This is a genomic window from Bradyrhizobium sp. USDA 4449 (genome assembly GCF_054056275.1).
On record NZ_JBSRYD010000001.1, the window covers coordinates 4657862 to 4678688 of the forward strand.

General features: G+C 65.3%; 20 protein-coding genes and 1 pseudogene. 6 read left to right on the forward strand and 15 right to left on the reverse strand.

Going from position 1 to position 20827, the window contains the following annotated elements:
- Positions 1-100: 100 nt before the first annotated feature.
- Positions 101-646, forward strand: coding sequence for a sigma-70 family RNA polymerase sigma factor (locus ACVIIW_RS21645; protein WP_456702583.1), 546 nt, complete (start codon positions 101-103; stop codon positions 644-646).
- Between the two features lie 2 nt (positions 647-648).
- Positions 649-1287, forward strand: coding sequence for an NrsF family protein (locus ACVIIW_RS21650; RefSeq protein WP_456702584.1), 639 nt, complete (start codon positions 649-651; stop codon positions 1285-1287).
- Here the strand turns inward: ACVIIW_RS21650 and ACVIIW_RS21655 are convergent.
- Positions 1284-2384: a DUF2336 domain-containing protein gene (locus ACVIIW_RS21655; protein WP_456702585.1), complete on the reverse strand. Its 1101-nt coding sequence runs from the start codon at positions 2382-2384 to the stop codon at positions 1284-1286. The genes ACVIIW_RS21650 and ACVIIW_RS21655 overlap by 4 nt on opposite strands.
- 60 nt (positions 2385-2444) lie before the next feature.
- Positions 2445-3602: a GGDEF domain-containing protein gene (locus ACVIIW_RS21660; protein ID WP_456702586.1), complete on the reverse strand. Its 1158-nt coding sequence runs from the start codon at positions 3600-3602 to the stop codon at positions 2445-2447.
- Positions 3603-4041: 439 nt separating this feature from the next.
- Here ACVIIW_RS21660 and ACVIIW_RS21665 point away from each other — a divergent pair, with 439 nt between their 5' ends.
- From ACVIIW_RS21665 to ACVIIW_RS21680, 4 genes are all read left to right on the forward strand, one after another.
- Complete coding sequence (locus tag ACVIIW_RS21665; protein WP_456702587.1) at positions 4042-4611, forward strand: sigma-70 family RNA polymerase sigma factor; 570 nt, start codon at positions 4042-4044, stop codon at positions 4609-4611.
- Positions 4608-5300, forward strand: coding sequence for a hypothetical protein (locus ACVIIW_RS21670; protein ID WP_456702588.1), 693 nt, complete (start codon positions 4608-4610; stop codon positions 5298-5300). Before ACVIIW_RS21665 ends, ACVIIW_RS21670 begins: the two co-directional genes overlap by 4 nt.
- 16 nt (positions 5301-5316) lie before the next feature.
- The gene (locus tag ACVIIW_RS21675) at positions 5317-7020 is read left to right on the forward strand and encodes a S8 family serine peptidase (protein ID WP_456702589.1); all 1704 of its coding nucleotides are present in this window, start codon (positions 5317-5319) and stop codon (positions 7018-7020) included.
- 494 nt (positions 7021-7514) lie between these two features.
- The gene (locus tag ACVIIW_RS21680) at positions 7515-8099 is read left to right on the forward strand and encodes a TIGR03809 family protein (RefSeq protein WP_456702590.1); all 585 of its coding nucleotides are present in this window, start codon (positions 7515-7517) and stop codon (positions 8097-8099) included.
- A 122-nt stretch (positions 8100-8221) separates the two neighbouring features.
- Here the strand turns inward: ACVIIW_RS21680 and ACVIIW_RS21685 are convergent, their stop codons facing one another.
- From ACVIIW_RS21685 to ACVIIW_RS21745, 13 genes and pseudogenes are all read right to left on the reverse strand, one after another.
- Entirely contained in the window at positions 8222-9592 is a 1371-nt protein-coding gene (locus ACVIIW_RS21685) for a TIGR03808 family TAT-translocated repetitive protein (protein WP_456702591.1), read from the reverse strand.
- A gap of 85 nt (positions 9593-9677) precedes the next feature.
- Complete coding sequence (locus ACVIIW_RS21690) at positions 9678-10340, reverse strand: pyroglutamyl-peptidase I family protein (protein ID WP_456702592.1); 663 nt, start codon at positions 10338-10340, stop codon at positions 9678-9680.
- Positions 10337-11326: a methylmalonyl Co-A mutase-associated GTPase MeaB gene (gene meaB / locus ACVIIW_RS21695; RefSeq protein ID WP_456702593.1), complete on the reverse strand. Its 990-nt coding sequence runs from the start codon at positions 11324-11326 to the stop codon at positions 10337-10339. Before meaB ends, ACVIIW_RS21690 begins: the two co-directional genes overlap by 4 nt.
- A 54-nt stretch (positions 11327-11380) precedes the next feature.
- Positions 11381-12367 (reverse strand): tripartite tricarboxylate transporter substrate binding protein, encoded by a 987-nt coding sequence (locus ACVIIW_RS21700; protein WP_456702594.1) that lies wholly within the window; start codon positions 12365-12367, stop codon positions 11381-11383.
- A 113-nt stretch (positions 12368-12480) separates the two neighbouring features.
- Positions 12481-13047 (reverse strand): annotated as a pseudogene (locus ACVIIW_RS21705) (RsiV family protein); the annotation flags it as partial.
- Positions 13048-13235: 188 nt separating this feature from the next.
- Positions 13236-15392 (reverse strand): methylmalonyl-CoA mutase, encoded by a 2157-nt coding sequence (scpA, locus tag ACVIIW_RS21710; RefSeq protein ID WP_456705222.1) that lies wholly within the window; start codon positions 15390-15392, stop codon positions 13236-13238.
- Positions 15393-15408: 16 nt separating this feature from the next.
- The gene (locus ACVIIW_RS21715; protein WP_456702595.1) at positions 15409-15873 is read right to left on the reverse strand and encodes a GFA family protein; all 465 of its coding nucleotides are present in this window, start codon (positions 15871-15873) and stop codon (positions 15409-15411) included.
- Positions 15870-17741, reverse strand: coding sequence for a methylmalonyl-CoA mutase family protein (locus ACVIIW_RS21720; protein ID WP_456702596.1), 1872 nt, complete (start codon positions 17739-17741; stop codon positions 15870-15872). Before ACVIIW_RS21720 ends, ACVIIW_RS21715 begins: the two co-directional genes overlap by 4 nt.
- A gap of 81 nt (positions 17742-17822) precedes the next feature.
- Complete coding sequence (folK, locus tag ACVIIW_RS21725; protein ID WP_456702597.1) at positions 17823-18314, reverse strand: 2-amino-4-hydroxy-6-hydroxymethyldihydropteridine diphosphokinase; 492 nt, start codon at positions 18312-18314, stop codon at positions 17823-17825.
- 1 nt (position 18315) lies between these two features.
- A complete protein-coding gene (gene folB / locus ACVIIW_RS21730; protein ID WP_456702598.1) occupies positions 18316-18684 on the reverse strand; it encodes a dihydroneopterin aldolase in 369 nt (122 codons plus the stop codon).
- Entirely contained in the window at positions 18681-19541 is an 861-nt protein-coding gene (folP, locus tag ACVIIW_RS21735) for a dihydropteroate synthase (RefSeq protein ID WP_456702599.1), read from the reverse strand. Before folP ends, folB begins: the two co-directional genes overlap by 4 nt.
- Positions 19542-19831: 290 nt before the next feature.
- The gene (locus ACVIIW_RS21740; RefSeq protein WP_456702600.1) at positions 19832-20239 is read right to left on the reverse strand and encodes a DUF4332 domain-containing protein; all 408 of its coding nucleotides are present in this window, start codon (positions 20237-20239) and stop codon (positions 19832-19834) included.
- A gap of 27 nt (positions 20240-20266) precedes the next feature.
- Entirely contained in the window at positions 20267-20632 is a 366-nt protein-coding gene (locus tag ACVIIW_RS21745) for a DUF2267 domain-containing protein (protein WP_456702601.1), read from the reverse strand.
- Positions 20633-20827 lie beyond the last annotated feature (195 nt).

The window sequence follows — 20827 nt, forward strand, 5'->3', positions numbered from 1 at the left end:
CTTCGGGGCAGGATCCGGCTATGATCACGACTTCGTGATCGTGCGAGCCGGGGCGTAACAAATTGAAAAAGCGGCCGAATTGCAATGATGAGGGGCGCGAGTGCGCGGACGTGAGGACGAATGGACCGGCCTGATGCGGTCGGCCATGGCAGGCGATGATGCGGCGTATCATCGGCTGTTGAAGGCGGTCACGCCGGTGCTGCGCGCCGCCGCGAGGCGCGGCCTGGCCCGGGCCGGGCAGCCCCCTGACCAGGCTGAGGATATCGTGCAGGAGATTTTGTTGGCGGTGCATCTGAAGCGGCACACCTGGGACAGCGAAGCGCCCTTCGCGCCCTGGCTGTTCGCGATCGCGCGCAACAAGCTGATCGATGCGCTCAGGCGCCGCGGTCGGCGCATCTTCGTCAACATCGACGATTTCGCCGAGACGCTGCCCGGCGAAGCGCCACAGGAGACGGCCTCGACGGGGGAGATCACCACGCAGCTCAACACGCTGCCGCAGCGCCAGCGCGACGTGTTGCAGTCGATCGCGGTCGACAGCGCCTCGATCAAGGACACGGCGGCGAAATTTGCGATGAGCGAAGGTGCGGTGCGGGTCGCGCTGCATCGGGGGCTTGCGGCCCTGACCGCCAAACTACGGGACCGCTAGGCATGGACACCGATCAACTCATTCGCACGCTCGCGGCCGACAACGCCCGCCGCGCCCCGCGCGTGGGCGCCTTGCTGACCACGGGACTGCTGGTCGCGGCGCCCTTGTCGATCCTGATCTTCGCGACGTTCCTCGGCGTGCGCTCGGACGTGATGAGCGCCATGCACAACCCGTTCTTCGACATGAAGTTCGCGGTCACGCTGTCGCTCGCGATCCCCGCGATCATCATCAGCCTGCATCTGTCGCGGCCGGAAGCCTTGATGCGCGGCTGGGGCTGGCTCCTGCTGCTGCCTGTGGGATTGCTTGCAGTCGCGATCGGCAGCGAGGCGATGATGGCGCCGGCCATGCCGATGGCGATGCGTCTCGTCGGCAAGAACTCGCGGGCGTGCCTGTCTGCGATTCCCGCAATGTCGCTGCCCTTGCTGGCGGGCGCGTTGTTCGGCCTGCGCCACGGCGCGCCGTCGCGGCCTGCGCTGGCCGGCGCGCTGGCCGGCCTGTTGTCGGCCGGGCTCGCCGCCACCCTTTACGCCTCGCATTGCACGGACGACTCGCCGCTGTTCGTCGCGACCTGGTACACTATCGCGACCGCGCTGGTGACCGCGATCGGCGCGGTGGTCGGGTCGAAGGTCTTGCGGTATTAGGCCGCCGACGTCGTGCCCTGCATGCGGTGGAAGCGCAGCACCTGCTGGGCAGTGGAGCTGCGCAGGCCCTCATAGGTGTCGCGCAGCGTCAGCATGTCGGCCTTCGGCCCGCCCGAGAGCTTTTCGCGCATGGCGATGATCGCGCGAACGCTCGCCCATTGCATGCCGGCGACCTTGGCGAGGATCATCAGACCCTCGACCTGGCTCTCGATCATCATGTTCTCGGCGGTCTCGACCGGAACGTCGGCGAGCGCCGCGAGCCCGGCATTGGCCTCGTCGAACTTGCCCTGCTCGGCGAACGTCGCGACCTGGATTTCGGTCAAACGGCCGTCGTCATGGAGCGATTTAACCAGCGCGCGTGCCATCTCGGTCTGCTTGGTCATGGCAGCGGCGCGGACCCGCTGCGCGGCCTCCTGGACCACGCTGGAGACTTCGTCCGCGAGTCCAGGATGGGCGGCCTCCAGCTTCCTGCGGACGCTCAGCGACGCCTTGGCGACCAGTTTCAGATAATGATGCCGCGGCAGGTCGGGCCGCAGGCCGATGCAGGCGGCAAGGTCGTCGTCGCGCTCGGCGCGGGTGACGAGATCGGTCAGGCTGCCCTGGGAGAGCCGCGCGCCCGGATTATTGACCGTCGACTGCACCACGTCTTGGTTGCCGCGCGTCACCAGCACGTCGGTCAGTGCTTCGGACAGCACTCGCCGCAGCGAGATCGCCTTGAGGTGGGCCTGGCTCTTGCGGCGCGCGATATCGATCAGGGTCGTTTCGTCCAGCCGCTCTGATTTCGACAGCACGGGACCTGCGACCTCGATGACGTCGTCGAGCGCAAGCGTACGGATGATCTGCGGCGGCGCGGCTGCGACCGGGGCGAGGCGGTCGGCGAGCAGCGCCCTCGCCGAGGTCTCGATCTGCTCGATCAGGCATTGGAAGACGTCGTCGAACACCCGGACATGGTCCTCGGTATAATCCGCCACGTTGTTGAGGAAGAGATCGGTGACCCGGCGCAGCGTCTCGACCCGTCGGGCTACGGTGCCGTGCGCGAGCGCCGACTGCAATTCGTCGAGGATGTTTTCTGATGATTTGACGGATTTGGATGTCATGGCCCTGTCCTGGAGCGTTCGGTCCGGCGCGTTCATGCCCGCCGGCAAAAAATGGATTGGTCAGCTCGTGGCAATGCGGTTGCGCCCCTGAGCCTTGGCGGAATAGAGCGCGCTGTCGGCGCGCGCGAGAAATGTGTCGGCAGTATCATTGTCGCGCAGCGTCACGACGCCGGCGGAAATCGTCACGCGCATGCCGGGCGAGAATGCGCTCCAGTCGAGATCGGCGACGATGCCGCGCAGCCGGTCGAGCATGTGCGATGCGGCGTTGCTCTCGGTGCCCGGCAGCAGGAGCAGAAACTCCTCGCCGCCATAACGACCGAAACGGTCGCCGGGGCGGATGTTGGCGAACATGGTGATGGCGAAGGTCCGCAGCACCTCGTCGCCGATGGGATGGCCGTGGGCGTCGTTGATGCGCTTGAACCAGTCGAGATCGATCAGCGCGATGGCGCATGGCGCGGCGGCCTGCCGCGAGTTCTCGATCTCAGCATCGAGAAGCCGCATGATGCTGCGGCGGTTATAGGAGCCGGTCAGCTCGTCGAGCTCGGCGAGCTCCTCGATGCGCCGATAGGCCGCCTTCAGCTCGATGCTGCGCCGATACAGGATCTTGCGGAGCGTGGCGCCGAACAGGCCGAGGAAGGCGCACTGGCCGATCACCAGCACGAAGCACAGCATCGACGCGATCCGTTCGAGCCGGGTCGCAACCGGCATGCCGATCGGCAGATCGGAGCCGAGGAACACGGCCGCAAGCGCGACCGTCGCGATTGCCCATGTCAGCATCGCCTGGGCCGGGGTCATGCGCAGCGTGCCGAAGGCGAAGATCAGGAACAGCACGCTGATGAAGGCGATCCCGATCGTCGGCACCGACACCAGGAAAATGAATTGCAGCGCCATGTGCGCCGAGATCTGGAAGACCGTGAGATAATGGTCGTCGCGCTTCTCGCCGACGCCGGCCTCCGACATCACGGTGAAGATGCCGATGATCAGGAGGCCGCCGACCCAGAACAGCGATGGAACGTTGATGTGGATGGCGCCGTCATAGGCATAGAGCAGCAGCACGGCGGCGCCGAGCGAATAGCTCACGGCCTGGCCGATATACATCTGGCGGCGCTGGCGGGCCCGGCGCGCCAGCACTGCCGGTGCGGCCGCCTCGGGCGCGAGGACGATATCCGCGACCTCTGCGGCACTCCTCTCCGGAAAGGACGTCGCGGCCGTGCTCATGGTCCTCGCCAAAGGGTGGATGTCAGCCTAAAAAATCTACGTGGCAAGCCTTTAGGTTTGGTATCCTTTTGCACCGAATCCCGGAGGCGCCGCGCGGAGAAGGGTCTTGTGGCAGCGCGGGATTCGGCGGTCATTAGGGCATCCCCAGGCGATATCGCCGGACCAAATCCGGCGCCGCGCGACAAATGGTTCACATGGCCGTGACGCATCGGCGCGATCGAGCCGTCCGCCTCGGCCACGGTGAGTCCGCAACAGAGTATTTCCGTATTATGTTACCGTCCTCGAGCCCCAAGACCGACCGCCTCCGGTACGACGAGAAAATCGCGCGCATGTGCGGTAGATCACACAGTTCCCGGCATGACTTGGATAGGTTGGAGAATTTCGCGCCTCCCGTCGAACCGTCCCCCGCCTCGACTCGACCAATCTTGCGAGACCGGCTTTGAGCGTGACACAGGCGGCTACGGACGAGGTCCTGATCGCCAGGATCGCCCAGGGTGACCGGCTCGCCATGCAGGTGCTGTACGGGCGGCACCATGTCAGGGTTTACAGGTTCGGGCTGAGGCTCGTGCGGGACGAGCAGACGGCGGAAGACCTCATCAGCGAGGTTTTTCTGGATGTCTGGCGTCAAGCCGGCAAATTCGAGGGCCGATCCGCCGTTTCCACCTGGCTGCTGGCAATCACCCGATTCAAGGCCCTCTCTGCGCTTCGTCGCCGAAAGGATCTTGAATTGGACGACGAGGCCGCCAATGCGATCGAGGATTCATCCGACAATCCAGAAACGGCGGTTCAGAAGAAAGATACCAGTGAAGCGTTGCGGGAGTGTCTGACGGGCCTCTCGCCGGACCATCGGGAAATCGTCGACCTCGTCTATTACCACGAGAAATCAGTGGAAGAGGTGGCCGAGATCGTCGGCATCCCGGAGAACACGGTAAAGACGCGCCTCTTCTATGCGCGCAAGAAATTGGCCGAACTGCTGCAGGCAGCCGGCATTGAGCGAGGCTGGCCATGATGGCTTTGAGCAAGAAGATGCTGGAGCGAGAGCCCGGGGAGATCGAGTTGCTGCTGCCGTGGTACGCCGCCGGAACGCTGAACCCGCGCGACACCCGACGCGTCGAGGAAGCGCTTGCCGGCGATCCGGAGCTCGCAAAGCAATATGCGGCGATCCGCGGCGAATACGAAGAGACCATCCACCTGAATGAGAGCCTGGGTGCTCCGTCGGCGCGCGCGATGCAGAAGCTGTTCGCCGCAATCGACGCTGAGCCCGCGCGGGCGACCCGTTCGTTGCCGCTCCCGGCGCGTATCGCCACGTTCTTCGCGAGCCTGTCGCCGCGCACGCTGGCCTGGTCCGCGACCCTTGGCGCGATCGCGCTGCTGCTCCAGGCCGGCATCATCGGCGCCGTCTTGATGCAGACCCAGCCCGCGACCTTCCAGACTGCTTCGCTCTCGACCGGTGCGCCGGTCATGCGCGAGCTCGGGGCGGCTACACCTTCGCGGGCGCTGGTGCGCTTCACGCCGGAGGCGCGCGTCGCCGACATCACCGCGCTGCTCGACAATTACCAGGCCTCGATCATCGGCGATGCCAAAGGCGGCATGTTCCGCCTCCAGTTCGACAAGGCGATGAGCCAGGACGAGCTCACTGCGTTGCTCGCCAGAATGCAGCGCGAGAAGTTCGTCAACCTCGCCGTCGCGGCGCCTTAAGGCCGCCCCTGCAGCGATGACGCGCAAGTCCCAGAGCCTGTTGCGAACCGGGGCCTATGCTTCGTCGCTCGGGGCCGCGCTCCTGCTTGCCTGTCCCGGTCTCGAGGTCGCCCACGCCCAGGCGATCATGCGCACGCCGACGATCAGCATTCCCACGCGTACGCCCACGATCTCACCGGGCGTCGCGGCGCGTGTCGCGGGAGGCGATCACGGTCCGCATGTGACGCCGCACGTGACGCCCACGGTTCATAGCATCGCGCGGATCGCCCCGAATTCCGTCAACCCCGTGCTGCCCTACGCGCGCTACTCGCCAAATCTCTATCCGGCCTGCTCTAACGCCTCTCGCGATGCCGATGGCGAGTGCCTCGGCCAGCCGAATGGCGGCGGCGACGGCTCCGGCAAGTCGGCCAAAAAGAGCGCCCGCAAGGGACGTGGCAACGCGACGCCGGTTGCCATGACCTCGCGCAGTTTCGCCAATGAATTCGTGGCCGAGATCGATGGCGCGCTGTCGCCGACCGAAGCCGACGAGCTTGCGCGACGCCACGGCTTGATCCGCATCTCTTCGGAGAATTTCCCGCTGATCGGGGCTACGGTCGGCCTGTTTCGCATCAGCGACGGCAGGCCGTACGAGACGGCGCGCCGCGAGTTCGCCGCCGATGGCAGCGTACGCTCGCTGCAGCCGAACTTCCGCTATTTGCTGCAGGACGAGAAGCCGGCGGTGCCGACCGAAGGCGATCCGGCGCAATACGCGCTCTCGAAGCTGCGGCTGCCGCAGGCGCACACGCTGGTGCACGGCGCCAACGTGATGGTTGCAGTGATCGATTCCGGGATCGACGCAAAACATCCCGAGCTCGCCAATTCCATTGCCGACGTCTTCGACGCGCTCGGCAGTGGCGAGGGCGCCCATATCCATGGCACCGGCATTGCCGGTGCGATCGTGGCCCATGCCAAGCTGATGGGCAGCGCGCCGGAAGCGCGCATCATCGCCATCAGGGCGTTCGGCGGCACTATCGGCGGTGCCGAGAGCTCGTCCTACATCATCCTGCGGTCGCTCAATTATGCCGCGGAGCACGGCGCCCAGATCGTCAATATGAGCTTTGCCGGTCCCAAGGACGCGGTCATCGAGCGCGCGATCGCGGCGAGTGCCGAGCGTGGCCTCGTGCTGATCGCGGCGGCCGGCAATGCCGGCGCCAAATCGCCGCCGCTCTATCCCGCGGCCAATCCCAACGTGATCGCAGTGAGCGCAACCGATCGGCAGGACAAGTTGTTCACCGCGTCGAACCGCGGCAACTACGTCGCGCTGGCCGCGCCGGGCGTCGAGATCTTCCTGCCGGCGCCCGACGGCAAATATCAGATCACGTCGGGTACCTCCTTCTCGGCCGCCTACGTCTCCGGCGTCGCGGCATTGCTGCTCGAGCGCAACTACGCGCTCAAGCCGGAAGCGCTGCGCATGACGCTGGCCAAGACCGCGCGCGACCTCGGTTCACCCGGGCGTGATGATCTCTATGGCGACGGCGAGCCCGATGCGTTTGCTGCGGTGATGGCCATTCCGGTCGACGGCACGACGCCGGTCGCCGCCGCGTCCGCTACAACTAAACGTGAAGATGCCGAGAAGCGTCGCGAGGACCCCGGCATCCGCGCCCTCGAGCAGCGGCCCTCGCTGTCGAATTCCGGCGATAAATCCACGATTTTTCAGGCGGATAGGCCGCCAGCGCAGTAACGGCCGCGACAACATTGCGCGTCGGCCCAGGGTCGAAAAATCGAACGCCGCATTGAACGTTCAGCGTGCTGCCACGACCAAATTACGTGGGAGCGGTCATCCCTCCCCATCAGTCATATCAGGCGCGAGCGCCCATCCACCCCAAGCGCCCATATGGCTCGACCCGTCCGGTTGTCCCCCCGGACGGGTCTTTTCTTTTGGGCCCATCCGATGTCTTGAAGTGCGATGTGCAAGCGCCAGGTCTGATCAGCCTGCGGTTGAGGCCGCAGCTGCGGTCGTCGTCGCAGGGCCGGCGTGGGACGCGGCAAGCCCGCTATGCTTGTTCGAAGCTTGACTCGCAAACCCCTGAGAACTCCGCACGACTACGGTATTTCGTGACGAGAGCCGTGGCGTTGCTGGACAAGTCAAAACTTTTCCACAAAATATTCACGTCGCGTCTAAATTGATTCGTGTGCGTTGCGTCGCGTCCGTATTTTCTCCTGACGGGCTGGTTTATGACACATCGCCAAAGCACGGCTGTTGACCGCGACCTTGCGGCACGCTGGTGCGTTCTTGCCGAACAGCGGCTGGAGCATCTCTCCGAAATGTTCGAGACCGGACGCTGGCGCCGCTACCATTCCGAGCTCGCATTCCTTGAAAACATTCAGGAAGCCAAGCGTGCGGTCCAGACCTGGCGCGCGCTTGCGAGTGGCGGGGACGTCGCCGCGGCTGCCGCGAGCGTGACCTCCGCATTCGGCTGGTCGCCGGCGACCATGCCGCGCGTGCTTCCGCGCGAGCAGGCTCAGACCGTGCAGCCAAAGGCCATGCACATCGCGCCCGAGACCACCGTGTCGGTCACGCTCGAGCCGACGCCGGGCGTGCTCGCAGATGTCGTCGAGGCGCCCATCGCACCGCTCGTCCCGATGGCGCCGCCAGCTCGAATGGCGCCGACTGCGCCGGCGGAGTCGATCGTCGCGTTCCTGCAGACCTTCGCGCCCCCCGCTGACAACATCGTCGCCGCCCCCGAACGCGTCGTCGAATTCACCTTCAGTCTCGATGGCATCGAGGCAAAGTACCCGCTGCTGCGCAATGCGTTCTAGGCTGAACGTTCCAGAGACCGCCGCGCTCTTCTCCATTCCGGCATCCTGAGGTGCGAAGCATGGGACGCAACGCGTCCCATGGAGAGCCTCGAAGGATGCACGGCCCGACTGCCTACGCGGCGCTACTGCCGCACCGCGTTGCCGCCGATCATCACCTGCGTAAAACGCTGCGCGCCGTCCGCCGACAGGTCCGAGGTCACGGCACGCGCGTGGTCCAGGCCGACGACGGCGCCGCGTGGGGTTTCCGAGATCATGTTGTTGTTGACGAGTGCGGCGCCGGCGCCCGGCGCGACGGAGACGCCGATGCCGGCGAGCGCCTTGCGGATCACATTGCCCGTGATCGCGACGTCGCGCAGATATTGGCCCCAGCCTGCGACGATGCCGTAGGACGGCGCATTCTCGATCACATTGCCTGTGACCGACGTGTCGGCCTCGACGTAAATGCCGATGCCGGCATCGTCATCCGGCGCCGTGCCGATCGGCCGCTTCGGGATCAAATTGCGGATGATGTTGCCCTGGACCACCGCGATGCGGCCGCCTTCGTTGAAATTGCAGACGGAGATGCCGACGGCCGCGCCATCGACCGTGTTGTTGGCGATCACTGCTGCCTCGAACGAAAACTCGGAATAGAGCGCGACCTCGCGCACGTCGCTGACGCTGTTGCCTGATATGTGGATGTTCGAAGCCGAGTTGCCGCGCACCGCGGAGTAGTCGCAATTCCTGATGCGGTTGCCGCGCACGATGACGTTGGCGGCGCGAAAGGCGTTGATGGCGTTGCCATACTGGCCGGAGCCGCCGGGGCCTGCCTTGATGTCCTCGATGCGATTGTCGGCGACGAGAGTGCCGTCGTCGCCGATTGCGGTGCGCAGGATTTCGATGCCGTTGTCGTTGGTGCCGGCGATGGTGTTGCAGGAGACGCTGAGACCCTTTGCGTCGAACGAGACCACGGCAGTCACCGCGATGTCGGTGAAGATGTTGCCGGCGATTTCGCCCGACACCTGCTCGAGCCAGATGCCGCTGCCGCCGGAGCCGGTGATCTCGCAATCGGTGATACGGACATCGCGGCCGCCCAGGACATGGATCAGCCCGCGCCGGGTCGGCAGTGGAATGCCGGCTCCTTCGAAGGTAATGCCAGTGAGGCCGATCGCGTCAGCGCCGTCGCTCTGTATCGCAGATGCTCCCCCGGTGAAGACGAGTTTCGTCGCGCCGCGCACGCCGATCAGTTGCGCTCCATCAGGCAGCCGCAACAGGCCAGTGCGATAGACACCGGGAGGCAGAGCAAGAGGCATCCGTCCGCGCGAGGCTTCGTCGATGGCCCGCTGGAGCGCGCGGGTCTGGTCCTCGCTGCTGCCGGGGCGCACGCCGTATTGGGTGGCATCGCGGCCGAGCAACGACGTCAGCGGCGCGGCGCGCGCGGCGTCGACCGGCATCGCGAGCGCGCCGGCCACGCCGGCGGTCGAAGCTCCAATGAGATGGCGGCGGCTGAGGTCCATGATGCGTCCTTCGGCGGACGCGGGATGTCCGCGAGAGTTAGGTAGCGCAGGGCGGAGGAGGCCGTGAGGATTGTTCGTGGTAGGGTTAAATGTTTACGCAACCGAATGTGCGTTCCTTGCGGGCCAAGTGCACCATCTCCATCAACATCGCTTCGCCGGCATCCACCAGTTCCTCGAGCGTGATCCGGGGCGCGCCCTTGCGCCGCACTGCGCCGCTGCGGGCAAGCAGCGGAATGTGGATGAATGCCGCCAGCCTCGGGCCGCCTGCCTTCACATTCTCGATCGCGCGCCAGCTCAGGTAATTGCAAAGATAGGCGCCGGCATCGCGCGAGGGCCGCGCATCGATGCCGGTGAGGCGCGCGGCGCGCAGCAGCCTTGCCGTATGCGGACCGAACGTCATGGCGTCGGCATGACCAGCGATGCCGCGCTTGCTCGACCGCGTGTTGGCGGCATCGGGCCACAGCATGGTGACGGCGTTACGCGCGCGGCTCTCGATGCGCAGGTAAGGCGTGCGTGCGGCGAGGCCGAACATCAACAGCGCATCCGGCTTCACCTGCGCCAGCACATCAGGCAATTGGCGGTCGACTGCGGCGTAGGTCACCGGAAAGATATGGCTGAAAATCTCGACGTCATCGAGCGCGGGACGGCGCAGTTGCGCCAGCCGCGTCACCAGGGGCCGGGTCGGATTGTGCGGCGCGCCCGGAAACGGCCCGAAGCCGGTGAGGAGAAGGCGGAGTTTTTCGCTCATTGCAGCAACTCCAGAATCCGCTCGGCGGCGAGCGCCGGGGTGAGATGGCCGTCGGCGACTTCCGCCTCGATCTTTTTGACCCTGGTGCGCACCGACGCCTCGCTCCGCAACCGCGACAGCATGCGGCTTTCCAGCATCGACCACATCCATTTCACCTGCTGGTCGCGCCGGCGCGCGGCGAACTCGCCGGAGGCATTCATCGCCGTGCGGTGATCCAGAACCTTCTGCCAGAGCTTTGCGATGCCGTCGCCGGTCAGCGCCGAATACGTCTCGACAGGGGGATGCCAATGCGCGGATCGGGGGCTCAGAATATGCAGCGCGCCGCGGTAATCCGCGGCCGTGATGTTGGCGCGCTTGACGTTGTCGCCGTCGGCCTTGTTGATCGCGATCATGTCGGCGAGCTCGACAAGGCCCTTCTTGATGCCTTGCAACTCGTCTCCGCCGCCCGGCAGCATCAGGGCCAGGAAGAAATCAGTCATGTCGCAGACCGCGGTCTCGGACTGGCCGATGCCGACGGTTTCCACCAGCACGACGTCGAAGCCGGCCGCTTCGCACAGAAGCATCGCCTCGCGCGTCTTGGCCGCGACACCGCCGAGGGTGCCTGATGACGGCGAGGGGCGGATGAAGGCATCGCGGGACGCCGCGAGTCGCGCCATCCGCGTCTTGTCGCCGAGGATCGAGCCGCCGCTGCGCGCCGAGGAGGGATCGACCGCAAGCACCGCAACCTTGTTGCCCCGTTCGATCAGGTAGCTCCCGAGCACATCGATGGTGGTGGATTTGCCGACACCGGGCGAACCCGTGATGCCGACGCGAAATGCCTTGCCGGTATCGGGCAGCAGCATCTGCACCAGCTCGCGCGCCTGCGCCTGGTGATCGCCGCGCCGGCTCTCCACGAGCGTGATGGCGCGCGCCAGCGCCGCACGATGGCCGGCGCGCAAGTCGCGGGCGAGGGCGGTGATATCAAGCGACGTCTTCTTCTCAGCCATGCCCTGCTTTACAACGGCGGAAGCGGGCGGGCGAGGGCCCCCAGACCTGGTAAATCAGGCTTTGGCAAAGCCGGCCGCCTTCATGGCCCGTCCCATCCGGCGATCCGCCTGGTCCATGAAGGTCGCGAACTGGCCGGCATCGCGCCAGACGGCGCCGAAACCGCGTCCGGTCATGAAGTCCTTGAATGCGGCGGAGTCGTATACCTTCTTCAAGGCTGCGGTCAGGCTGGTGGCGACATCGGGAGGCAAGCCCCTGGGTCCCCCGATGCCGCGCCATGAACTGGTGGAGTAGTCGACGCCCAGCGCCTCCTTCAGCGTCGGGACGTCGGGGAAGATCGGATTGCGCGCCGGCGCCATGATCGCAAGGCTCCGCGCCTGTCCGGCATCGATGGTCGCGCGCGCCTCCGGCACCGAGCAAGTGGTGAGATCGAGGCTGCCCGTGACGAGATCCTGCATCGCCGCTGCCGCGCCATTCGACGGCGACCACGCGACCTGGTTGGCCGGCAGTCCCATCGCCTGCATCCAGCCGACCAGCGCAAGATGCCAGATGCCGCCTTGTCCGGTTCCTGACGCCTTGAAGCGTCCCTGCGGCGCCAGTCTCATGGCCTCCATGAGCTCCTTCGCCGTCTTGTATGGCGAGGAGGTGGACACCTGGATGCCTGGCGGATCTTCATTCATCATCGCCAGCGGTTCAAAATTCCGCGGTGTCAGATGCGTCGCAGCCTGCCAATGCAGCATCGCGATTTCCACGGTCAGCATGCCGATCGTGTAGCCATCGGGCGGTGCGGTTGCGATCTCGGCGTGGCCGATGACGCCGGACCCGCCGATGCGGTTGACGACGTTGAACGGCTGGCCGAGTTCCTTCTCCAGCAGCGTCGCGATCATGCGCGCCGTCGCGTCCGAGCCGCCACCCGCGCCCCAGGGCACGATCAGGCTCACCGGCCGCGCCGGATAGGCTTGTGCGCGTGCACGCGGGAGAACAGCGGACGTGGCGGCAGCCACCGAAGAAGCCGCAAAAACGCGGCGGGTGATTCCTGGCATCAATAGTTCCGGCGGCGCCCTCGGGAATCGGGCTCGTGTCAATGCAATAAGCTACGCAGTTTTGCGCTGATGTCGCAAGCGGCCGTCCCGCGGCGCGGTAAGCAATGGTTTCCCTAGTGTTGCTCGTCAGCGTCGGCTTTGCGCCGCGCTCCGCCGAAAATGCGTGCGCCTTCCGGCGCGAGATAGGGCTTCAAAGTCTGCCACGGAACGAACGCGACATATTGCCCCTCGGCATAGGGGCCGACGGCATAGGGCGGGTAGTGAAACGTAAGACCGGAGCTCTTGTCCGGTTCGGTCGAGGGCGCGAGCGTCACCGCGCCGATCTTGGACAGGCTCGGCTCGACGCCCTTGAACCGTTCAGTGGTCGCGGTGTCGCTGCCGTCGCGCTTCTTCTTCTCGATTTTCAGTGAGGCGATGATGGCCTTTGCCATCGCTTTCATGGTTGGGCCGTTGTCAGCAGTCTCGGCGAAGAACGGCCGGATCGAGATCCGCTTGCTCTCGGACTTGTCCCAAAGAATCGTGTTCACGTCCGAGTTGGGATGAGCGCCATGGGTATCCATGTAGTCGTCGCGCAGCACGCTGACATAGCGATCGGCAACGACGGAGCGGATCGAATATTTGCGCTCGAAATCCCAGCCACCTGCCGTGAAGAATTGCGGATCCTGCTTGCCCCTGTTTGCACGATGATACGTCACGTCAGTATCCATCAACTCTCTATCCGAACGTCGTCGAGGCGCACGGACGTTTGCTTGAGCGCAACGATCGCAAGATGAACCAGCGCAGAACGCGCAGCGCGCACACCAGGACGTGATGATTGTCGCGACAGCACGCCTGCTGGTTTGATGCTGGGAGCCTGAAGGCGGCGGAATTACTCCGCCGCCTCGCTGTGCCCGAGCCGGGCATTCAGCTTGCGGATCAGTTCCTCGGCGGCATCAGCGATCACGGTGCCGGGCGGGAAGATCGCTTCGGCGCCGGCCGCGTAGAGCGCGTCGTAATCCTGCGGCGGGACCACGCCGCCGACGATGATCATGATGTCCTCGCGGCCCTGCTTTTTGAGCGCGGCTTTCAATTCCGGCACGGCCGTGAGGTGCGCAGCCGCGAGCGAGGAGACGCCGAGGATGTGGACGTCGTTCTCGACCGCTTGCCGCGCCGCCTCATCGGCGGTGGCGAACAGCGGCCCGATGTCGACGTCGAAGCCGATATCGGCAAAGGCGGAGGCGATCACCTTCTGGCCGCGGTCGTGGCCGTCCTGGCCGATCTTGGCGACGAGGATGCGCGGACGGCGGCCCTCTGCTTCCTCGAACGCATCGATCAGCGCCTGAACCTTGTCGACCTGGTTGCCCATGCTGGACGCCTCCCGCTTGTAGACGCCGGTGATGGATTTGATCTCGGCGCGGTGGCGGCCGAACACCTTCTCCATCGCGTCCGAAATCTCGCCGACGGTTGCCTTGGCGCGCGCCGCGTCGATCGCGAGTGCGAGCAGATTGCCCTTGCCTTCGCCGGCCGAGCGCGTCAGGGCAGCGAGCGCGGCATCGACGTCCTTCTGGTTGCGCTCGGATTTGAGCCGCGTCAGCTTGTCGATCTGCAAGCGCCGCACATTGGTGTTGTCGACCTTGAGGATCTCGATCGGCGCCTCATCCGTAGGCTTGTACTTGTTGACGCCGATCACCGCCTGCTTGCCGGCATCGATGCGCGCCTGGGTCTTCGCCGAGGCCTCCTCGATGCGCAGCTTCGGCACGCCGGCCTCAATGGCCTTTGCCATGCCGCCGAGTTCCTCAACCTCCTGGATGTGGCTCCAGGCCTTGGCCGCAAGATCGCGCGTCAGCCGCTCGACGTAATACGAGCCGCCCCAGGGATCGATGATGCGGGTGGTGCCGCTCTCCTGCTGCAGGAACAGCTGGGTGTTGCGGGCGATGCGCGCGGAGAAGTCGGTCGGCAGCGCCAGCGCTTCGTCGAGCGCGTTGGTGTGCAGCGACTGGGTGTGGCCTTGCGTGGCCGCCATCGCCTCAACGGTCGTGCGCATCACGTTGTTGAACACGTCCTGGGCGGTCAGCGACCAGCCCGAGGTCTGGGAATGCGTGCGCAGCGACAGTGAGCGGGGGTCTTTCGGGTTGAACGGCTTCAAGAGCTTCGCCCAGAGCAGCCGTGCGGCGCGCAGCTTGGCCACCTCCATGAAGAAGTTCATGCCGATCGCCCAGAAGAACGACAGCCGCGGCGCAAAGCGGTCGACGTCGAGCCCTGCGGCAAGCCCGGCGCGCAGATATTCGACGCCGTCGGCAAGCGTATAGGCGAGCTCGAGGTCCTGCGTCGCGCCGGCCTCCTGCATGTGATAGCCGGAGATCGAGATCGAATTGTACTTCGGCATCTTTTGCGAGGTGTACGCAAAAATGTCCGAGATGATCCGCATCGAGGGCGCGGGCGGATAAATGTACGTGTTGCGCACCATGAACTCCTTCAGAATGTCGTTCTGAATGGTGCCCGACAGCTTCTCCGGCGGCACGCCCTGTTCCTCGGCGGCGGCAACGTACAGCGCGAGGATCGGCAGCACCGCGCCGTTCATGGTCATGGACACGCTCATCTGGTCGAGCGGAATGCCCGCAAACAGCGTGCGCATGTCGTAGATGGAATCGATGGCGACGCCGGCCATGCCGACGTCGCCGCCGACGCGCGGATGATCTGAGTCATAGCCGCGATGCGTGGCGAGATCGAAGGCGACCGAGAGGCCCTTCTGACCGGCAGCCAGGTTGCGGCGATAAAACGCGTTGGAGTCCTCCGCCGTCGAGAAGCCGGCATATTGCCTGACCGTCCAGGGCTGGTTGACATACATCGTCGGGTAAGGACCGCGCAGGAACGGCGCGATGCCCGGATAGGTCTCGAGGAAATCGAGCCCGGCGAGATCAGCCTCGCCATAGACGGGCTTTACCAGAATGCCCTCGGGCGTCAGCCACGGCTCGGCGCTGCCCGACGGCGCAACGGTTGCGGTCGGCTCGAACGCGACATCAGCGAAATCAGGAATGCGGCTCATCGCTTCAACCATATCCTCAATCATGGTCCGGATGCTGATGGCTGACGATGGTCGCCATCTTCTCCGGCCCGTAGTTCTGCTGCGTGGTCTGGCTCGGCAGGTTGGAGATGCCGACCACCCAGCCGAGGCGGGACTCGGTGCCGAACTGACGCGTCGGCACCAGGCGATCCGGCCGGTCGAAAGCGCCGGTCATGATCTCGATCCGCTCGCCGTCGATGCGGCCAAAACTCAGCGGCGTGCCGCAAGCCGCGCAATAGCCGCGATCGGCGATCGTGGAGGAGCGGAAGAACGACGGCTCTCCCTTTGTCCAGACGAAGTCCGTGCGGTTGATGTCGGCGAAAGAAGCGAACGGCGCTCCGCTCGCTTTCTGGCACATCCGACAGTGGCAGATCGAGACCCGGTTGGGCGTGGCCGAGATCGCAAAGCGCACTGCGCCGCATTGGCAGCCGCCGGTGAGAACGGGTTTGCTCGCGTCGGTCATGCCTGCTCCATCCGCAAATAAGCGTCCTGCAACATGGCAAGCGCATCGCCGCCGGCAAACACGAAGCCGGTGACACCGGCGGCACGCAAGGCCGCCTCGGCTTCCGCGGGGCGGCCTGCCAGATAGATATGTCGCGCCCCCGCGGTTTGCAGGGCGCCGGCGGCGGCCTCGGCGTGTTCCGCATAGATCTTGTCGCTGGAACAAACGCAGACGAGTGGGGCGCCGGAGGCCTTGAAGGCGGCAGCCAGCGTGGCGGGATCGGCAAAACCCTCGCTGTCGATCGCCTGGATACCGCCGGCCTCGAAGAAGCTTTTTGCAAAGGTTGCGCGCGCGGTGAAATCCGCAGGCGTGCCGAGAGTGGCCAGGAACACGCTCGGCCGTGCGCCGTGCGCCTTCAGGATCGCGTCGGACTTATCGCGCAACGCCTCGAACGGTTGTGCCAGCCGGATCGGGGCAAGTGCGTCGAACTTGTATTTTGGCTCGCCGTAAGGCGCGAGCGCGATCGGCGTCGCCTTCAGCACCGCCGTCTCGTTCTCATGCAGGTTCGGAAACTCGCTCGCGCCGGTCAGCACGTCGCGGCGCTTGGCGATGTTGGCGTCGCGCGCGTTTCGCGCGGCTGCGACCTTGCCCTGGAACAGCCCCTGCCGAAGCGCGGCGAAGGCGCCGCCGGCTTTCTCCGCCTCCTGGAACAGCGTCCAGGCGGTGTCGCAGAGCTGCGCAGTCAGTGTCTCGACGCCGCCCGCGCCGGCAGCGGGATCACTGACCTTGGCGAGGCTGCTTTCCTCGAGCAGCAGAAGCTGGGTGTTGCGCGCGACGCGCCGCGCGAACGGATCCGGCAGACCAAGCGCCAGCGTATGGGGCAGCACGGTGACCGCATTGGCGCCGGCAAGTCCTGCGGCAAACGTCGCGATCGTTGCACGCAGCATGTTCACATAGGGATCGCGCTGCGTCAGCATGCGCCAGGCGGTATCGGCCGCAACGAACAACGGTTTTGGCGTGAGCCCACACGCGGCCTCGATGCGTGCCCAGAGCAGTCGCAGCGCGCGGAACTTCGCCATGGTCAGGAACTGGTCGGCGTCGGCCGCCAGCCGCGCATAGACCATGCCTTGCGCCTGCTCCAGCGGAATGCCCGCGCTTTCGATGACACGCAGATAAGCGACGCCACAGGCGAGCACGAAGGCGAGTTCCTGAACCTCGGAGCCGCCGGCGTCGTGGATCACGCGCCCATCGGCTGCGGCAAACGGCCCTTTGAAGCCGAGCGCGGCAAGGCCCTTGATGGCGCCGGCGACGGCGGGCGTGATCTCCTCCCAGGTGAAGGGGCTATGACCCCACACTGCGCAGGCCGCGAGCGGATCGAGTCCGAAGCGGATGTTGCAGGCGGCGGGATCGAGGCCTGTGCTCTTGACATATTCCGCAATATGGATCGCGGCCATCCGCGATTGCGGTCCGACCTGGAGCTCGATGCCGATGCCGGCGTCGAGGTGAATGTCCCTCAAGACTTTCGCGATCGCCTCGGCCGTCGGTTCCAGGCCGAAACCGTGGCTGCCGCTGCCGCCGGCGAACACGAGCGCGAGCCCGGTCGCACCGTTCTCGAGATCGGTCAGCGCTTGCGTATTGGCCATGCCTGCATCGGGATGATCGATCCGCTGGACGATCTGCCACGGCGCCGCTGCAGGCCGTCCCACCACCGGCGCGACGTCCTTGGCGCGGGGATAAAGTGGATCGATCTTCAATCCGTCATAGGTCTTGCCGACCAGCTTCTCGAACGGCCCGCCCTTCAACACGCCGTCGACCAGCTTGCGCCAGTCGTCAGGCGTCGCCTTGGGAAAATCAGCCGCCAGCGGCAGATCGTCGGTCACGGAGGTCATACGGCCAAGGGCTCCCAAACGTATCGACATTCGCAGGCGAAATTGCCACGGCGGAGCGCCCCTGCAAACGGTTGTTTTTGGTTAACCGGTATCCGAAAGCCGCTCAATGCCTTGCGTCGAGACGCTGGCGAGCCCGTCACGCACACGAATGCCTGAGATCACGCGGTCCGGCGCGATTTCGGCCAACGGCACCAGCACGAAGGCGCGCTCGAACAGCCGCGGGTGCGGCAAGGTCAGATCGGGCTTCGCCATCGACACATCGTCATAGGCGATCATATCGAGATCGAGCGTGCGCGGGCCCCAGCGCCGAGCCTTGCTCCGCGTGCGTCCGAATTTCTGCTCGACCTTCTGCATCACGAACAACAGCGCGTGCGGATCGAGATCAGTCTCGATCTCGACACAGGCATTGATGAAGGGATCCTGGTCCTCATCGCCCCAGGGCGGCGTCGTGTAATCCGACGAGCGCGCGATCACTGCTGCCTGCGCCATGCCGCAGATGTGGGCGATCGCCTTGGCGAAGGTCGTGCGGACATCGCCGACATTGCCGCCCAGTGCGATCAGCACGCTTGCCATATCAGGGATGCCGCGAGCGCGTCAGCACGACGCCGACGTCGTCGAAGATCGCGGCGATCGGCGCATGCGGCTTGTGCACGGTGATCTTCACGGCGCGGATGCGCGGAAAGTTCGACAGGATCGCATCGGCGACGGCGCCGGCCGCGCGTTCGAGAAGCTTGTAATTGGTGTTCTTGAAGGCCGCCGTCGTGGTCGCCACCACATCGGCATAGGAAACGGTGTCCGCGAGGCGGTCGCTGCGCGAGGACTCCGACAGATCGGTGTAGAGTTCGAGGTCGATGACAAACCGCTGGCCGACTTCGGTTTCGTGATCCAGCACGCCATGGCGCGCATGGATCGAGAGGCCGCTGACGAAGATCGTATCGGTCATTGCTTGCTCTCGATTGCGTGCGCCACCCGCAGGGCCTGCAAGGTCTCGGCGACGTCATGGGTCCGGATGATCCTAGCACCCTTTTGCGCGGCGATCAGATGCGCGGCGATCGAGCCGGCGAGGCGTTCCTTCGGTTGCGAGGGCGACACCGAAGCGATGAAACGCTTGCGCGAGGCGCCGACCAGGACCGGCAGGCCGAACATGTCCAGCTCCTGGAGCCGTGCAAGTGCGATCATGCTCTGCTCGGGGGTCTTGCCGAAGCCGATGCCGGGATCCAGCACGATCTTGTCGCGCGCGATGCCGGCCTTGGCGGCGATATCGAGCGAGCGCAGGAAGAACGCCTTCATGTCGGCGACGATGTCGATCGCAGGGTCCGCACTGTCGCGATTGTGCATGACGATGACAGGCACACCTCGCGCTGCGACCAGCGGCGCCATGTCGGTGTCGCGCTGCAACCCCCAGACGTCGTTGGCGATGGCCACACCCTGGTCGAGCGCGAAGGCTGTAACCTCCGCCTTCATGCTGTCGATCGAAACCGGCACGCCGAGCGCCACGATTTCAGCCAGCACCGGTTTCAGCCGGGCCAGCTCGTCCGCTACCGTCACCGGCTTGGCGCCTTTGTAAGGGCGGGTGGATTCGGCGCCGATATCGATGATGTCGACCCCGGCCTCGATCATTGCCCGCGCCCGCGCCAGAGCCTGATCCGGCGCGACGAAATCGCCGCCATCGGAAAAGGAGTCCGGCGTCACGTTGAGCACGCCCATCAGCACCGGCAGAGGCCGGCCCACGAGCGTCCGTAGCGCATCCGGCCCGGCCGAGCCGGCCGGCGGGACGGATGGGGAGGGCGAGGCGTTCATGCGGGTGGCTTTGCGCGGTCAGAGAGGGGGAGTCAAGACGGGATCGGCGGCTGAGCCAATGCCACGCCGTAGCGCCAGCCCCGCGCAATGACGAAGTCATTGTCGCTGGAGGTGCGAGTCTCTTCGGCGAGCCTCGAAGGACGACGCCCGGCTCTCTCCGTGCAGATGTGGCGGCGGCCGCGCATCGTGCAACGCTCCCGGCGGCGCGATGCATCGCATCGCGCCAATCGCACCTCCAGCGACAGCCGCTTCGCGGTTGCGCGGGATGTCGGATCAAGACGGCGCTACGATCAATAGGTAATCTTCGGCGGCAGCTTCTTGGCCTTGGCGATGATGTCGCCGACCGACTTCTCGGAAGGAAGAATGCGGACGAGCTTCTTCCGGTCGTTGGCCTCGCGCATGCTCTGAGCCAGCCTTGCCGGATTCCGATAGGCGAGCTCGCGCACGGTGGTCACGCCGGCGGCGCGGACCAGGCCGATCTTGGCCCGGCCCATGCCGGGAATCCGCATGTAGTCGGAGACGTTGGCCCACTCGAGGAGCTGCTGCTCGCTGATGCCGGTGCTGGCCGCGAGCGCCTTGCGTCCCTTGGCGGTGCTTGCGGCTTCCAGCAGCGCGTCGGTGGTGCGGATTCCCTGCGCCTTCAATTTGTTGGCAGCAAAGGCCGGCAGGCCCTGAATCTCGGAGATCGGATATGTCATGGTACTCGGCGTGAAATGACGACAGCTTCAGGCGAACTGGCTAAGGCCTGGCGTCCCTGCAATGATCTTGCCCATGTGATCCGCTCCGACTTTGTCTCGGCCATAGCGGAAAAGTTCACGGGCCACGTTCTGAATGTCGGACATGCCGAGACCAAGTCCCATCAGGCGCGTGCCGACCGCCATCAGACCGCCGCCCATCAGCCGCGACAGTCCGCCGCCGCTGGTGGACGCTTCGATCGCGCCTTCTGCACCAGGGATCTGGTCGATCAAGGCCTGCACGCTGTCGGAGGGACCTTCGCTGCGGAGGAATCCCAGGATAATGCCGACGGTCTTTTCAGCGACAGCACTATCTATACTGGCGCTTGTCGCCAGCCGTCCGATCAGCTCGTCCATATGGGCCTGCCCCTCAGCCGGTTCACATGCCGGAGATTATCTTCGAAAAATGATCTTGAGCCGGTGCGATGTGAAATTCAAGCGATGAACGCGCGCTACGTTCCGATTCATTCTCGAATACGGGAAAGGTGTTGCAGCAATGCAAGATCGAAGAAGAAATGGTTGCAAAGTTGCCGCGAGGCGAATGTATCGCTC